The following is a 15,662-nucleotide window of genomic DNA, read 5'->3' as shown; positions in this document are numbered from 1 at the left end:
GCGAGCCGGATCCACGGCGGGGAGTTCGGCTCGGCGGCGGCGAGCCGGCTTCCCGGGCAGCGCGTCGGCCGCGGTCGCGTTCGCGTCGGCGCACACGACGGCCACGCGCCCCCGCGGACCCCGTACGAGAGCGACGACACCCCCGGGTTCCGCCCGCATCGGTACCGGCACCGCGGGGCACTCGGCGCCGAGAGCCGCCCCGACCGGCCCCGCGCACGTGCCCATGGAGCACGCCCGGCCGCGGGCCGGACGGCGGGCGGCGGACGGAACACGACCGCAACCGGACAGCACGAGGCCGTGGCGCGGCGCACCGCACGCGGCCATCAGCCGAGGAGCAGCAGCGATGAGCGACACCGACCGCATCGAGCAGGCAGCCCAGCGAGCCGACGGCGCGCCGCACGGCGGCAACGGGCCGGAGGACGGCATCCCGGGCAAGCCGGGGTCCCGCTCGCCGTCCGTCGCCGAGCCGACGGAGCCCACGCAGCCGTGGCCGCCGAAGCCGGACCAGTCCGGCCCGGCCACCGTCTCGCCCACCGGGCAGGAAACGGGAGCGGACCGGGCGGCGGTGGCCCAGGGCGGGGAGTACCTGACCACCGCGCAGGGGACACGGCTGTACGACACCGACCACTCCCTCAAGGCAGGCCCTCGTGGACCCGTCCTGCTGCAGGACCACCACCTGCGCGAGAAGGTCATGCACTTCGACCACGAGCGCATCCCCGAGCGCGTGGTCCACGCCCGCGGCGCCGCGGCGCACGGCGTCTTCACGAGCTACGGCACGGCGGCCTCGATCACCAAGGCGGCCTTCCTCGCCAAGGACGTCGAGACACCGGTCTTCGTGCGGTTCTCCACGGTGCTGGGATCGCGCGGCTCGGCCGACACCGTGCGCGACACCCGGGGGTTCGCGACGAAGTTCTACACCAGCGAGGGCGTCTTCGACCTGGTCGGCAACAACATCCCGGTCTTCTTCATCCAGGACGCCATCAAGTTCCCCGACGTGATCCACGCGGGCAAACCCCATCCCGACCGGGAGATCCCGCAGGCGCAGAGCGCCCACGACACGTTCTGGGACTTCGTCACCCTGCACACCGAGGCCACCCACCACACCCTGTGGAACATGTCCGACCGGGGCATCCCGCGCTCCTTCCGGACCATGGAGGGCTTCGGCGTGCACACCTTCCGGCTGGTCGACGCCGAGGGCGGCACCACCCTGGTGAAGTTCCACTGGAAGCCGAAGCTGGGCGTGCACTCCCTGGTGTGGGAGGAGGCACAGATCCTCAGCGGCGTCGACCCCGACTTCCACCGCCGGGACCTGGCCGACGCCATCGAGGCCGGCGCGTATCCCGAGTGGGAGCTGGGCATCCAGACCTTCCCCGACACCCCCGAGCAGACCTTCGAGGGCATCGACCTGCTGGACCCGACCAACATCGTCCCCGAGGAACTGGCCCCCGTGCAGCCCGTCGGGCGCCTCGTCCTCGACCGCAACCCGTCGAACTTCTTCGCCGAGACCGAGCAGGTCGCCTTCCACGTCGGCCATCTCGTCCCCGGCATCGACATCACCGACGACCCGCTGCTCGCCGGGCGCCTGTTCTCCTACCTGGACACCCAGATCACCCGCCTGGGCGGCCCCAACTTCCCGCAGATCCCCATCAACCGCCCGCACGCGCCGGTCAACGACATGCTGCGGGACAGCTTCCATCAGACCGCGGTGCACCGCGGGGTGGCGCCCTACCGTCCCAACTCCCTGGACGGCGGCTGCCCGTTCACCGCGGACGGGGCGCACGGCGCCTTCGTCGAGACGCCGGTACGGGTGCCGGAGGCCACCAAGGTCCGCGCGGCCCCGGAGTCCTTCCAGGACCACTTCAGCCAGCCCCGCCGGTTCTGGCTCAGCATGAGCCCGGTGGAGCGCGAGCACATCATCGGCGCCTACACCTTCGAACTCGGCAAGTGCTACGAGCAGGCCGTCAAGGAACGCGCCCTGCAGGTGCTCGCCAACATCGACGGCGAGCTGTGCGCGCGGGTCGCCGAGGGCCTCGGCCTGCCGGCGCCCGATCCCACTGTGCCGCTCGCCGACGTCCAGCCCAGTCCGGCCCTGTCGCAGGTCGGCCGGACCTGGCCCACCGACGGGCGGGTCATCGGCATCGTCACCGGGCCGGACGGCGACCTGGACGGGGTGCGGGCGGTCCGGGAGGCGGTGCTCGCGGGCGGCATGGTGCCCCTCGTCGTCTCGCCCGCCGGCGGCACCCTCGGCGACGGCGCCGACGCACTGACCGTGCAGCGCACCTACGCCACCGCGCGGTCGGTGGAGTTCGACGCCGTCCTGCTCGCCGGCGCACCGGGCGTGGGCGCCGACGCCTACGGTGCCCGGGACGCGAAGTCGCCGCTGCCGTCCGTCGGGCAGGCGAGCCAGGACCCGAGGGTGAGCCTGCTGCTGTCGGAGGCCTTCCGGCACGGCAAGGCCATCGGCGCCTGGAAGGGTGCCGAGGCCGCGCTGGAGGCGGCCGGTGTCCCCGTCGACGCCCCCGGAGTGATCGTCGGGGACAGCGGCACCGCCACCCTGGAGCAGGTCGTGGGGCTGCTGGCGGCCCACCGCGTCTGGGACCGCTTCCCCGCCGGGGTCTGACCGGCGCCCCGCCCCTCCTCCCGGACCTCTCGCCGACGCCCCCCGAAGCGACCTTCGGGGCGCATGTGGCAAAAGCCACCTTCCGGAAGAGGTCCGGGCCACACTGCCGAGCCCGGGGTGCGGACTACCGTGGCGGACGTCCTTGTGAATCCGTCGCCCCGCACCCGGGTGTCCGCACCGCCGCGGACCGGGGAACGCGGGGACCGTCCGAACGGCTCGGCAGTGCTCGAAGACCTCTCTCCCCTGATCGCCGCGACCACCCGATGGCTGACCGGCGCGTACCCCGCCACCGGCGGGGCGCTCGCGTCCGCGCTGTGCGAGGTCCAGGCCCGCCAGGCGGTGACGGCCGCGGCCTGGCTGCGCTACCCGACGGCCATGGACGCCGCCCTGGTCGGCATGGCGGGCGCCGGCGGATCCGCCCGGCTCGACTGGATCACCGGCGCCGACGGCATCGAGCAGGACCCTCAGGCGTACGCCTGGCGCACCTGGGTGGACGAGACCGTCGCCAGCTGGGCGGTCTGCCTGCTCACCGAGCCCGACCTGGCCGAGCGGGCGGTGGCCGCGCTCACCGACAGCGGCCACCCGGCCGCCCGGTTCGTCGAGTTCCGGCGTCTGCTCGGCCCGGACGAGCGCGAGGCCCGTGCCGCAGCCCTGCTGCGCCACCCCGACCTGACGGCGCCCGTCGCCTCCCTGCACCGCGCCGAGCTGCTCGAGCACCTCACCCCGGGCACCTCCCTGGCGGCCTGAGCGCGAGGCCGGGACACCGGCACCCCCGGCCGGCACGAGGACACACCTCCGTGGCCCTCCGTGGCGCCCGGGTGCCCCGGGCCGCAGGGGAGCGCCGGAGCGGTCACCGTACGGAACACCGCACGGTCCGATCTTCCCGCGATCTTGTGGTGAACCGCTCTCGTCTGCGACAGTGCAACGGCCGTGCGGCCAGGGCGCGTCCTCTTCGTGCACCCAGCCTGCGCCCGCCCGGCCTACCGCTGCCCGCCCACGTCCGTGCCGCCCGGGAGACGCGCCGTTGCGACAGTTCACCGCCATCGTCAATCCCACGGCGGGCGCGGCCACGGGGGCCGGCGCGCTGCAGCGGGTGGGCCGCCTGCTGCGGCAGGCGGGCGCCGCGCTGGAGACCGTGCACAGCCGCAGCCTCGCCCACGCCCAGGACCTCGCCCGCCGGGCCGGCGACCGCGGCCGCATCGTCCTGGCCGTGGGCGGGGACGGCATCGCCGGCGGGATCGGCGGGGCGCTCAGCGGCACCGGCACCGTCCTCGGGCTCGTCCCCGCCGGGCGCGGCAACGACCTCGCCCGCGCCCTGGGACTGCCCGCCGAGCCGTCCGCGCTGGCCCGCATCCTGCTGCGGCACGAGCCGAAAGCGGTGGACACCATCGAGGTGCGGCGCGACGGCACGCCCCGGACCGTGGTCCTGGGCAGCGTCTACGCGGGCGTCGACGCGCTCGCCAACCGGTACGCCAACCGCGCCCGGCTGCTGCGCGGCGCGGCCTCGTACTACGCGGGCGGGCTGCGGGCGGTGGCCGGCTGGCGGCACGCCGCCTACCGGATCACCGTCGACGGCACCGTGCACCGTCACCGCGGATACACCGTCGTGGCCGCCAACTCCGCCTACTACGGATCCGGCCGGATGATCGCCCCCGGCGCCCGCGTCGACGACGGGATGCTCGACGTGGTGCTGATCGCCGCCGCGCCGCGCCGGCTGTTCTTCGCGCTGATGAACGAGCTGAAGACCGGCCGGCACCTGGCGCGGCCCGAGGTGCGGGTGCTGCGCGGCCGCACGGTCCGGATCGAGGCCGACCGGGCCGTGCCCTGGGGCGCCGACGGCGAGGTCGACGCCGTCCTGCCGGTCACGGCCCGGGTGCTGCCGGGTGCGCTGCGGATGCTCTACTGACGTCCGTCCGCGGCGACCTGGCCGGCCGTCAGGCGCAGGCCCAGGCGGACATGCCCTGGATGCGGGCCAGGTTGCGGGCGATGGCGATCTGCTGCCGTCGGGTGGCCAGGTCCGCGCGCGCCGCGTACTTCAGGCCGCCGGCCAGGACCCAGCTGGACTGACGGAACTGCAGCCCGCCGTAGTAGCCGTTGCCGGTGTTCGCGTGCCAGTTGCCGCTGGACTCGCAGGCGGCGATGGCGTCCCAGTCGGGTTCATGGGCGGCGGACGGCTGCGCGGCCGCGGCCGTGGGCCCGCCGGCCAGCACGGCGGTGGTCGCCGCGGCCAGCAGGGCTCCCCGCAGGCCACGACGGCGCAGGTGGTGGTCCGATGCCCCGTCACGACCGACGGAGGCGCTGTCGATGCTCTGCTGCTGAATCATGAGCAGACTGTTACATCATATGAACGCAAAGTGAGGCTGCGGCGCGCCGTGCGCCGCACACCGGGTACAGCTCGTGCATGACGTTCAAGAGCCCCGCACACCGCGGCGGCCCCCGACGCGGCCGGTTCGAGCAGTTCGCCGAGTACGCCTCGAACTTCACCAGCTCCCCGGTGTTCTTCCTGCTGTGCCTGCTGGTCGTCGGCTTCTTCGTCGCCGCCCACGTGGCACACCTGGGCGTGGAGCTGGGGCTGGCGGCAGGAGGGTCCATGAGCGCCGTGACCCTGCTGCTGCTCGCGCTGCTGAAGAACTCCGAGATGCGCGCCGAGCATGCCGTCCAGCGCAAACTCGACGCCCTCGCCCGGGCGCTGGCGGAGATGAACAAGGACGACCACAGCCCCGCCTTCGAGGACCTGCGCCGTTCGATCCGGATGGAGGAGGAGACCTGACACCGGCGGGCGACCCCCGGCCGGGCGTCCTTCGCCTGTCCCGGGAAGCGGGACAGCATGCCGCGTCATGGACATCCTGCTCGTCGCGAGCGCGTTCAACAGCCCCACCCGGCGTGGGTACGCCGAACTCCCCGACCGCGGGCACCGGGTGGACGTCGCCCGCGCCCCGCACGGCACCGACGTCACCGCCGCCTCGCTGGCCGTCGAGCGGCACGCCGCGGGAGACTTCACACCCCGGCCGCAGAGCGTCGAGGCCGTGCCGCGCACCACCGAGGCCCTGCCGGTCGGTGCCGCCACCGCGCAGACCCTCGGCCTGGTGGACCGTCTCCTGCCGGTCCGCGCCCGGTCGTTCACCGCCGAGACCTTGCGCCGGTCGGCCGGTCTCTCCGGCAGCTGCGGTCCGGCCCGCCCCCCGGCCCCCGCCCCGCTCGCCGGGAGCACCCGGTGACCGCCCGGCTGCTGGTCGCGGGCGTCGGCAACATCTTCCTCGGCGACGACGCCTTCGGCCCCGAAGTGCTCAAGGCCCTGGCCGCCCGCCCGCTGCCGCCCGAGGTGCGCACGGAGGACTTCGGCATCCGCGGCCTCGACCTCGCCTACACCCTGCTGGACGGCTACGACACCGCCGTCCTCGTCGACGCCGCCCCGCGCGGCCACCGGCCCGGCACCCTGTCCCTGATCGAGGCCGAACCCCCCGACGACACCCACGCGGTGCCGCCCGAGGCCCACGGCATGGACCCGGCCCGGGTGCTCGCCCTGGCCGCCCACCTCGGTGACGGCCCGCTGCCCCGGGTTCTCGTCCTCGCCTGCGAACCCCACACCCTGCCGCGCGGCGACGAGGACATCGCGCCCGAACTGAGCGCCCCGGTCCGCCGGGCCGTCGGCCACGCCGTCGAGGCGCTGCACACCCTGGTCCCCGTCCTGCTCGCCGACCCCGCCGCCACCCCGTCGTTGGGCCGCCCGGACGAATCCGGGCCGCCCGGCACGGCTGCGCTGCCGCCCCCGGTCGCGGGCCGGGCGCAGGATCGACGGGACACCCCGCCCGCAGCACATCCCCCGGCGGGCCGTGCCCGCCCGCCGCGCTCCAGCGTGCCGAACCCGCCCTGAGGAGAGCCATGTGCCGGTCCGCCGACGTCAAGCAGGCGGTGCTCGCCCACAACGACGATCTCGCCCGCGCCCTGCGCGCCGAACTCGACGGCCGCGGCGTGGCCGTGGTCAACCTGCTGTCCAGCCCGGGCAGCGGCAAGACCGAACTCCTCGGCCGCGTCCTGGCCCGCGCGGTCGAACGGGGTGTGCCGGTGGCCGCGCTCACCGCCGACCTGGCCACCGAGAACGACGCGACCCGGCTGGCCCGCTCCGGCGCACCCGTGCGCCAGGTGCTCACCGACGGACTGTGCCACCTGGAGGCCCGCCAGCTGCGCGGCCACCTCACCGGATGGCTGCCCGAGGACACCGCCGTGCTGTTCGTGGAGAACGTCGGCAACCTGGTCTGCCCCGCCTCCTACGACCTCGGCGAAACCCTGCGCATCGTGCTCATGGCGGTCACCGAGGGCGAGGACAAACCTCTGAAGTACCCCACCGCCTTCGGCTCGGCCCACCTCGTCGTCGCCACCAAGACCGACCTCGCCGCCGCGGCCGGCTTCGACGAGGACACGTTCCGGGCCAACGTGCAGCGGGTCAATCCGGGGGTGGAGACCGTCCGCACCTGCGCCCGCACCGGCGACGGCGTCGACACCCTCCTGGACCGCGTCCTCGCCGCCCGCGCGTCGGGCCCGGCCCACCGCCCGCCCCTCGCCCCGCACCCCCACAGCCACAACCACGGCCATGCCCCCGAGCCGTCGGCCGCCGACGCCCCGGCCGGCACACCCGACCACGCCCCGCACACCCGTCCGCAGCCGGCCTCCGCCCCGTGACCGCCCCCGCCACCGGACGTGTGCGCCGCCGGCTCACCGTGCGCGGCACGGTGCAGGGTGTCGGCTTCCGGCCGTACGTGCACCGGCTCGCCGCCGACCTCGCCCTGGCCGGTTTCGTCGGCAACACCGCCGACGGCGTGCTCATCGAGGTCGAGGGACCGGCGGACGACGTCGACCGGTTCTGCGAGCTGCTGGCCCGGCAGCCGCCGCCGCTGGCCACCCTCACCGCGATCGGCACCGAGGACCTGCCCCCCACCGGCACCCCGGAGCCGTTCACCATCCGGCCCAGCACCTCCTCCGCCGGCCGCACCCAGCTGCCGCCGGACACCGCGACCTGCGCCGACTGCCTGCGCGAGCTGGCCGATCCCGGCAACCGCCGCCACCGGCACCCCTTCATCACCTGCACCCACTGCGGGCCCCGGTTCACCATCGCCACCGCCCTGCCCTACGACCGCGCGGCCACCACCATGGCCGGCTTCCCCCTCTGCCCGGCCTGCGCCCGCGAGTACACCGACCCCGCCGACCGCCGCTTCCACGCCCAGCCCGTCGCCTGCCCCGACTGCGGGCCCCGGCTGCGCCTGGTCCCCGCCCCCGGCAGCGACGTCCGCCCCGCCCGGGACGCGGACGCCCTCGCGGCGGCCCGTGCCCTGCTGGCCGCCGGACGGATCGTCGCCGTCAAGGGCCTGGGCGGCTACCACCTGGCCTGCGACGCCACCGACGACCGCGCCGTCACCAGGCTGCGCGCCCGCAAGGAACGCGGTGGCAAGGCCTTCGCCGTGATGTGCCCGGACCTGGCCACCGTCGAGTCGATCGCCCACCTCACCGCGCACGAACGCGCCGCCCTCACCTCACCGGTGCGGCCCATCGTCCTGCTGAGCCCGCGCACCCCGGGCGCCGGCCCCCGCCCCGCCGACGCGGTGTGCCCCGGCAGCCCGCACGTGGGCGTCCTGCTGCCCTACACCCCCGTGCACACCTTGCTGTTCGGGCTGCCCGGCGACCCGCCCGGCCCCCGGCTGCTCGTGATGACCAGCGGCAACCGCTCCGGCGAACCCATCGTCACCGACGACGAGGAGGCCCTGACCCGGCTGTCCGGCATCGCCGACGCCTTCCTCGCCCACGACCGGCCCATCGCCTGCCCCTGCGACGACTCGGTGCTCCGTGTCCGCCCCGACGGCACCACCCAGGTGCTGCGCCGCTCCCGCGGCTTCGTGCCCCGCCCGCTCACCCTGCCCGTGCCGGTGCGGCCGACTCTCGCGGTCGGCGGCGACCTGAAGCACGCCCTGTGCGCCGCCGACGGCGACCGGGCCTGGTTCGGCCCGCACATCGGCGACCTGGCCGACCTCGGCGGCCTGGACGCCGCCCGACGGGCCGAACAGCACCTGCTGACCCTCACCCGTGTGGCCCCCGAGACCGTCGCCGCCGACCGGCACCCCGGCTACCACTCGGCCCGCTGGGCGCGCCGCCGCGCGGCCGGCCTGCCCGCGCGGACCCCCGTGCTGGTCCAGCACCACCACGCACACATCGCCTCCGCGATGGCCGAACACGGCCTGGACGGCACCGCACCGGTCATCGGTGTCGCCTTCGACGGCACCGGATACGGCGACGACGGCACCGTCTGGGGCGGCGAGGTGCTCATCGCCGACTACACCGGCCACCGGCGCTTCGCCCGCCTCGCCCCGGCCCCGCTGCCCGGCGGCGACGCCGGCGTGGCCAACCCCTGCCGCCTCGCCCTGGCCCGGCTGTGGGCCGCACACCTGCCCTGGGCGGAGGACCTGCCCAGCGTCGCCGCCTGCACGACAGGCGAACTGTCCCTGCTGAGGCGCCAGCTGGAACGCGACGTGGCCTGCGTGCCCACCTCCAGCATGGGCAGGCTCTTCGACGCCGTGGCCTCCCTCGCCGGGGTGTGCCACCGGGCGGGCTACGAGGCGCAGGCCGCGCTGGAACTCCAGGCGGCGGCCGCACAGGCGTGGCAGGCGGACTCGGCGGCGTACCCCTTCGCCATCACCGACCGGGCGGGCCTGCTGGACTGCGACCCCGCACCCGTGCTGTGCGCCCTGCAGACCGACCTGCGGCGCGGCGTCCCCGCGCCCGTCCTCGCCGCCCGCTTCCACCGGGGCGTGGCCCGGGCCGTCGCCGAGATCTGCCGGCGTGCCCGCACCGCGACCGGCCTGACCACGGTCGCCCTCACCGGCGGGGTCTTCGCCAACGGCCTGCTGGAACAGGAGTGCACCGCCCTGCTGGCCCGGGACGGCTTCGTCGTCCTGTGCCACGGCGAGGTGCCGCCGAACGACGGCGGACTGGCGCTGGGACAGCTCATGGTGGCGGCCCACCGGTTCGCCCCCGACCGGCCCCGCGGCCCGAGGACGGTTCCCGACAGCGACGCAACGGAGTGACCCATGTGCTTGGCAGTGCCCGGCAAGGTCGTGTCCATCGACCACCGTGCCGACCCGCTCACCGGCCTGATCGACTTCGGCGGGGTGCGCAAACAGGCGTGCCTGGAATACCTGCCCGACGTCCGGGTGGGCGAGTACGTCATCGTCCACGTCGGCTTCGCCCTGCAGCGCCTGGACGAGGCCTCGGCGCGGGCGTCCCTGGAACTGTTCGAGCAACTCGGTCTGCTCCAGGAGGAGTTCGGCGACGCATGGCAGCAGGCGGCTCGGCAGGAGAGCGGAAGTGAGGCCCGGTGAAGTACATCGACGAGTTCAACGACCCGAAGCTGGCCCGTCGGCTGCTCGACGAGATCCGCGCCACCGTCACCCGGCCCTGGGCGCTGATGGAGGTGTGCGGCGGCCAGACCCACTCCATCATCCGCCACGGCATCGACCAACTCCTTCCCGACGAGGTGGAGTTGATCCACGGCCCGGGGTGCCCGGTGTGCGTGACACCGCTGGAGGTCATCGACAAGGCCCTGGAGATCGCCTCCCGCCCCGAGGTGATCTTCTGCTCCTTCGGCGACATGCTGCGGGTGCCCGGCACGGGCCGCGACCTGTTCCGGGTCAAGAGCGAGGGCGGCGACGTCCGCGTGGTGTACTCGCCGCTCGACGCCCTCGACCTCGCCCGCAGACACCCGGACCGTCAGGTGGTGTTCTTCGCCATCGGCTTCGAGACCACCGCCCCGGCCAACGCCATGGCCGTGCACCAGGCCCGCCGCCTGGGCCTGACCAACTTCAGCCTGCTGGTGTCCCATGTGCGGGTGCCTCCGGCGATCGAGGCCATCATGACCGCCCCCGGCTGCCGGGTGCAGGGGTTCCTCGCCGCAGGCCACGTGTGCAGCGTGATGGGCACCGCCGAGTACCCGGAGCTGGCCGAGCGGCACCGGGTGCCCATCGTCGTCACCGGTTTCGAACCGCTCGACGTCCTGGAGGGCATCCGCCGCGCCGTGCACCAGCTGGAACGCGGCGAGCACCGGGTGGAGAACGCCTACGCCCGGGCCGTGCGCGAGCAGGGCAACCCCGCCGCCCGCCGCATGATCGAGGAGGTCTTCGAGGTCGCCGACCGCACCTGGCGCGGCATCGGCCCCATCCCCGCCAGCGGCTGGCGACTGACCGAGGAGTACCGGGCGTTCGACGCCGCGCACCGCTTCGACGTCGACGGCATCCGCACCGAGGAACCCGCCGTCTGCCGGGCCGGCGAGGTGCTCCAAGGCATGATCAAACCCACCGAGTGCGCCGCGTTCGGCACCACCTGCACCCCGCGCACCCCGCTCGGCGCCACCATGGTCTCCAGCGAGGGAGCCTGCGCGGCCTACTACCTGTACCGCCGGATGAACGGCCGGCCCCCGCAGGGCGCCCCGGCGCCCGCGGACACCCCCGTCCCGCAGGGCGCGCGCACCGCGCAGGAGGAGATGAACCCCGTTGGCTGATCTCGCATCTCCGCAGACCGGCACCCCCGTCGACCCGGCGAACTGGACCTGCCCCGCCCCGATCCGCGACCAGCCGGTCGTGGTCATGGGACACGGCGGAGGCGGCGCCCTGTCCGCCGAGCTGGTCCACGACGTGTTCGCGGCGGCCTACGGCAACCCCGTCCTGGCCGGCATGGGCGACTCGGCGGTGCTCCACCTCGGCGGTGCCCGCCTGGCCTTCTCCACCGACTCCCACGTCGTGCGGCCGCTGTTCTTCCCCGGCGGCAGCCTCGGCGACCTCGCGGTCAACGGCACCGTCAACGACCTCGCCATGAGCGGCGCGCGGCCCGCCTTCCTGTCGGCCGCCTTCGTCCTGGAGGAGGGCACCGAACTGGCCGTGGTGGACCGCGTCGCCCAGGCCATGGGCGCCGCCGCCGAGGCCGCCGGGGTCACCGTCGTCACCGGCGACACCAAGGTCGTGGAGTCCGGGCACGGCGACGGCGTGTACGTCACCACCGCCGGCATCGGCCTCGTCCCCGAGGGCGTCGACATCCGCCCGCAGCGGGCCCGCCCCGGCGACGCCGTCATCGTCAGCGGACCCATCGGACTGCACGGCATCGCCGTGCTGAGCGTGCGCGAGGGCCTGGAGTTCGGCGCCGAGGTCACCAGCGACACCGCGCCGCTGGCCGACCTGGTGGCCGCCATGCTCGCCGTCACCCGGGACATCCATGTGCTGCGCGACCCGACCCGGGGCGGGCTCGCCGCCTCCCTGAACGAGATCGCCCGCGCCTCCGGCACCGGGGTCAAGCTGTGGGAGCGGTCGCTGCCCGTCCCGGAGGCCGTCGCGAGCGCCTGCGGATTCCTGGGCCTCGACCCGCTGTACGTGGCCAACGAGGGCCGGCTCGTCGCCTTCGTGCCGCCCGCCCACGCCGACGCCGTGCTCGCGGCGATGCGGGCCCACCCGCAGGGCAGCGGCGCCGCGATCGTCGGCGAGTGCGTCGCCGAGCACCCCGGCATGGTGGTCGTGGCCACCGGCCTGGGCGGCACCCGGGTGGTGGACCTGCCGCTCGGGGAGCAGCTGCCGCGCATCTGCTGACCCGCCTCGACGGCCCCGCGCGGCACACGCCTCCCGCGGGGCCGCCGGCGCACTCGCGGCAGGGCTCAGCCAGGCGCCCCCGCTTCGACCGCGACGATCTCCAACTCCCGCCCGCAGCGCAGCTCCTGCGAGGGCCGGTCGCAGCGCGGGCACCAGAAGAACGGCGGCATGCCCACCGGGAACGTCTCCCCGCACGGCCCGCACCACGCCCGAGCGGTCACGTGCTCGACCACGAGCCGGGCCCTGTCCAGGACGGTGCCCTGCCGGGCCACCTCGAAGGCGAAGTCCAGCGCCTCGGGCACGACCCCGGACAGCTCGCCCACCCGGACCCGCACCTCCCCGACGGCGTCCGTGCCCTGGGCCCGGGCGAGTTCCCCGGCCCGCTCCACGATCGCGGTCGCGACCGACAACTCGTGCACCTGCGGCCCGTCCTCTCCTCGGATCGTCAGCTGCGTTCGGTGAGGCCGGCGAAGAACTCCTCCACGGCCGGCCACACCCGGCCGCCGCCGGACAGCCCGCGCCACTCCCGCCGGACCAGCGCCACCAGCCGGAAGCAGTCGTCCACGGGGACGATCCAGTGGTGGTCCATGCCCCGTACGGTGTTCACCAGCAGCGCCTCCACCTCCGGTTGCAGCGTGGCCAGTTCCGGACACCGCTCGGCCGCTTGCCGCCAGACCCGCGCGTCCACCTCCCAGCGCATGGCCCCGGCCGGGCTCGGCCCCTGAGCGGTGACCGTGCCGTCGGTGTGCGGCACGAAGAACGCCAGACCGACCGGCACCCCGAGCGGTGCGGTGTCCACCCGGCCGAGCCGCACCCGGCGCCGGGGCACCAGCCGGAACGCCCCGCCGCCCGCACCGTCACCGGCGAACAGCACCGCGCAGGCATCACAGGCGCACCGCACCTGGCGCTCGCTCAGCTCGTACAGGTGCCGGTGCTCCTCGGGCACCGGGGCCGCGCACAGCTCGCACACCTCCCGCGCGGCCGGCGCCGACCGGGCGGCCGAGGAACGGATCAGCCGGGCCAGCGCCCCCTGCGCGCTCACCCCGCCTCCCGCACACCCAAAACGTCCGGGCCGCGCCGCGCCAGGGCCTCCAGCGGCACGAAGGCGGGCGCCGCCCGCCCGGCCGGCTGCTCGGGCACCGTCTCGACGTCCGCCAGCTCGGGCGCGGCGGCCAGCACGGCCTCGCGCACCGCGCCCGCCACATCCGCCCCACCGCCGCCGCAGCCGGCCCCGCACCCGCCGCCCGAGCGCACCCGCACCCGCGCCACCTCGCCGTCCACGGCGGCGAGCTCCACGTCGCCGCCGCTCGCCCGCACCGCGGGACGCAGCCGTTCGACCGCGCGGGCCGCCCGCACCTCGACCGGGTCCGGGTGCACGGCGTGCAGCACCAGCAGATGCTCCAGCAGCTCGTCCTCCGCCATACGCCGCCGCATCGGCGCGTCCGCGTACTCGAGCACCCGGGCCAGCGCCTCGCCGTAGACCTCGGTCAGCAGCCGCACCGCCTCCACGGCGCCGCGCACCGTCGGGCCCGGCGCCGACTCGAGCGTCTCCAGCAGGTCGTCGATGCGGGCGAGCCGCGCCTCCACGTCGGCGTCCGCCAGCCGCACCGGGGCCGGCGCGGTCTCAGCCGCCATGGCCCGCTCCGTAGGTGGGGGAGTGGGTGGTGGTGAGCGTCCGGCCGTTGCCCATGTACATGTGCACGCCGCACGGCAGACAGGGGTCGAAGCTGCGGACGGTGCGCATGATGTCGACGCCCTTGAAGTCGTCGGGCCCGTTCTCCTCGAAGATCGGCTGGCCCTGGACGGCGTCCTCGTAGGGACCGGGGGTGCCGTAGTGGTCGCGGGGGCTGGCGTTCCACGGGGTCGGCGGGTACGGGTGGTAGTTGGCGATCTTCTTGTCCTTGATCACCAGGTGGTGCGAGAGCACCCCGCGGACGGCCTCGTGGAAGCCGCAGCCGATCGCCTCCTCCGGCACCTCGAAGTTCTCGAACACCCGGGTGTCCCCGGCCCGCACCAGCTGCATGGCCTCCTCGAGGAACTGGAAGGCCATCGCCGCCGCGTAGGCGACGAAGTACGGCCGGGCCCGGTCGCGTTCGAGGGTGTTGGACCACCGGGGGATGTGCCACTCCAGGGTCATCTCCGGCAGCTTCTCGCTCTTGGGCAGCATGATGCGCACACTGCGGCCGGTGGCCTTGACGTACGGGGTGTCGACCAGGTTGCTCAGCGCGGTGGTCCACAGCCGGGCGAGGGGGCCGCCGCCGGTGTCCAGGGCGAGGTGGTCGCCGGTGCGCGCGTCGTACCAGCGGGGGCTCATCACCCAGCTGTAGTTGCCCTCGAAGTCGCGTTTCTGCGGCACCGGCAGGGTGGTCTGGTTCCACGGGTGCCGCATGTCGACCGGGTTGCCCAGCGGGTCGTGGGTGACGAACGGCTCCTCGTTCACCCAGTCCTCGTAGAAGGACGAGCCCAGCAGGATCCGCAGCCCGAGGTTGATGTCGACCAGGTTGTTGGTGACCAGTTCGCCGTCGACGACGATGCCGGGGGTGACATACATGTCCTTGCCCCACTCGTTCATCGTCTCGTACCGGTAGTCGCAGGTGTTCTGGTTCTGGAAGGAGCCCCAGCAGCCCAGCAGGATCCGGCGGCGGCCGACCTCCTCGTACCCGGGCAGCGCCTCGTAGAAGAAATCGAAGACGTCGTCGTTGAGCGCCACGGCCTGCTTGATGAAGTCCAGCACGCGCAGCATGCGGGAGAGGTAGTCGGTGAACGTGGTGGGCTGCGGCATGGTGCCCACGCCGCCCGGATACAGCGTGGAGGGATGCACATGGCGGCCCTCCATCAGGCAGAACATCTCCCGGGTCACCCGCGAGACCTTCAGCGCCTGCTTGTAGACCTCGCCCTCGAACGGGTTGAAGGCGCGCATGATGTCGGCGATCGTCCGATAGCCGTGGATGTGGCCGCGGGAGGCCTCGGTGCGCTCGGCGCGGGCCAGCACCCCCGGGTTGGTGGCCTTGACCATGGCCTCGCAGAAGTCCACGAACACCAGGTTGTCCTGGAAGATCGTGTGGTCGAACATGTACTCCGCGGCCTCGCCGAGGTTGGTGATCAGCTCGGCCAGCGGCGGGGGTTTGATGCCGTACGCCATCTGCTGGGCGTAGTGCGAGCACGTGGTGTGGTTGTCGCCGCAGATCCCGCAGATCCGGGAGGTGATGAACCCGGCGTCCCGCGGGTCCTTGCCCTTCATGAACACCGAGTAGCCGCGGAAGAGGGACGACGTGGAACGGCAGTCGATCACTTCCCGGTTGGCGAAGTCGATCTTGGTGTAGATGCCCAGGTTGCCGATGATCCGCGTGATCGGGTCCCAGGACATGTCCACGATCTGCGGAGGTTTGCGTGCGGCCGGGCGTGCTTCGGTGGCGGTCATGGTC

General features: G+C 74.4%; 16 protein-coding genes. 11 read left to right on the top strand and 5 right to left on the bottom strand.

The features are described from left to right. The first annotated feature begins 343 nt into the window (after nt 1-343). The 3 genes from OG899_RS01220 (at nt 344) to OG899_RS01210 (ending at nt 4,526) form a co-directional block, all read left to right on the top strand. Nucleotides 344-2,620: a catalase gene (locus tag OG899_RS01220; RefSeq protein WP_125500561.1), complete on the top strand. Its 2,277-nt coding sequence runs from the start codon at nt 344-346 to the stop codon at nt 2,618-2,620. A gap of 222 nt (nt 2,621-2,842) precedes the next feature. Next, entirely contained in the window at nt 2,843-3,367 is a 525-nt protein-coding gene (locus OG899_RS01215; RefSeq protein ID WP_125500560.1) for a hypothetical protein, read from the top strand. Between the two features lie 277 nt (nt 3,368-3,644). Next, nucleotides 3,645-4,526, top strand: a complete 882-nt coding sequence (locus OG899_RS01210) for a diacylglycerol kinase family protein (protein WP_125500559.1) — start codon at nt 3,645-3,647, stop codon at nt 4,524-4,526. Between the two features lie 28 nt (nt 4,527-4,554). On the opposite strand, the gene OG899_RS01205 is transcribed toward OG899_RS01210, so the two are convergent. Beyond that, nucleotides 4,555-4,944 (bottom strand): transglycosylase family protein, encoded by a 390-nt coding sequence (locus OG899_RS01205; protein WP_168130998.1) that lies wholly within the window; start codon nt 4,942-4,944, stop codon nt 4,555-4,557. Between the two features lie 77 nt (nt 4,945-5,021). Here OG899_RS01205 and OG899_RS01200 point away from each other — a divergent pair, with 77 nt between their 5' ends. From OG899_RS01200 to hypE, 8 genes are all read left to right on the top strand, one after another. Then, nucleotides 5,022-5,390 (top strand): low affinity iron permease family protein, encoded by a 369-nt coding sequence (locus OG899_RS01200; RefSeq protein WP_125500557.1) that lies wholly within the window; start codon nt 5,022-5,024, stop codon nt 5,388-5,390. A 67-nt stretch (nt 5,391-5,457) separates the two neighbouring features. Further along, complete coding sequence (locus OG899_RS01195) at nt 5,458-5,838, top strand: hypothetical protein (RefSeq protein WP_125500556.1); 381 nt, start codon at nt 5,458-5,460, stop codon at nt 5,836-5,838. Further along, the gene (locus OG899_RS01190) at nt 5,835-6,494 is read left to right on the top strand and encodes a hydrogenase maturation protease (protein ID WP_125500555.1); all 660 of its coding nucleotides are present in this window, start codon (nt 5,835-5,837) and stop codon (nt 6,492-6,494) included. The genes OG899_RS01195 and OG899_RS01190 overlap by 4 nt, the downstream gene beginning before the upstream one ends. A gap of 8 nt (nt 6,495-6,502) precedes the next feature. After that, entirely contained in the window at nt 6,503-7,300 is a 798-nt protein-coding gene (gene hypB, locus OG899_RS01185) for a hydrogenase nickel incorporation protein HypB (protein ID WP_168130999.1), read from the top strand. Continuing rightward, nucleotides 7,297-9,693, top strand: coding sequence for a carbamoyltransferase HypF (gene hypF, locus OG899_RS01180; RefSeq protein ID WP_168131000.1), 2,397 nt, complete (start codon nt 7,297-7,299; stop codon nt 9,691-9,693). Before hypB ends, hypF begins: the two co-directional genes overlap by 4 nt. 3 nt (nt 9,694-9,696) lie before the next feature. Next, entirely contained in the window at nt 9,697-9,987 is a 291-nt protein-coding gene (locus tag OG899_RS01175; protein ID WP_125498245.1) for a HypC/HybG/HupF family hydrogenase formation chaperone, read from the top strand. Continuing rightward, nucleotides 9,984-11,162, top strand: a complete 1,179-nt coding sequence (gene hypD, locus OG899_RS01170; RefSeq protein ID WP_125498246.1) for a hydrogenase formation protein HypD — start codon at nt 9,984-9,986, stop codon at nt 11,160-11,162. The genes OG899_RS01175 and hypD overlap by 4 nt, the downstream gene beginning before the upstream one ends. Beyond that, nucleotides 11,155-12,237: a hydrogenase expression/formation protein HypE gene (hypE, locus tag OG899_RS01165; protein ID WP_308427027.1), complete on the top strand. Its 1,083-nt coding sequence runs from the start codon at nt 11,155-11,157 to the stop codon at nt 12,235-12,237. The genes hypD and hypE overlap by 8 nt, the downstream gene beginning before the upstream one ends. 65 nt (nt 12,238-12,302) lie before the next feature. Here hypE and hypA read toward each other — a convergent pair whose 3' ends face one another. From hypA to OG899_RS01145, 4 genes are read right to left on the bottom strand one after another with little or no spacing between them, the layout of a single operon-like run. Then, nucleotides 12,303-12,656, bottom strand: coding sequence for a hydrogenase maturation nickel metallochaperone HypA (hypA, locus tag OG899_RS01160; RefSeq protein WP_125498248.1), 354 nt, complete (start codon nt 12,654-12,656; stop codon nt 12,303-12,305). Nucleotides 12,657-12,682: 26 nt separating this feature from the next. Then, nucleotides 12,683-13,279: a DUF5947 family protein gene (locus tag OG899_RS01155; RefSeq protein WP_125498249.1), complete on the bottom strand. Its 597-nt coding sequence runs from the start codon at nt 13,277-13,279 to the stop codon at nt 12,683-12,685. After that, nucleotides 13,276-13,872 carry a NifU family protein gene (locus tag OG899_RS01150; protein ID WP_168131002.1) on the bottom strand — a complete coding sequence of 199 codons (597 nt, stop codon included), beginning with the start codon at nt 13,870-13,872 and terminating at the stop codon, nt 13,276-13,278. The genes OG899_RS01155 and OG899_RS01150 overlap by 4 nt, the downstream gene beginning before the upstream one ends. Beyond that, nucleotides 13,862-15,658, bottom strand: coding sequence for a nickel-dependent hydrogenase large subunit (locus OG899_RS01145; protein WP_125498251.1), 1,797 nt, complete (start codon nt 15,656-15,658; stop codon nt 13,862-13,864). The genes OG899_RS01150 and OG899_RS01145 overlap by 11 nt, the downstream gene beginning before the upstream one ends. Between the last annotated feature and the right edge of the window lie 4 nt (nt 15,659-15,662).

The organism is Streptomyces thermoviolaceus (assembly GCF_045209695.1).
In the GTDB taxonomy this organism is placed as follows: Bacteria; Actinomycetota; Actinomycetes; order Streptomycetales; family Streptomycetaceae; genus Streptomyces; species Streptomyces thermoviolaceus.
This window is presented reverse-complemented; position numbering and strand designations above follow the sequence as displayed.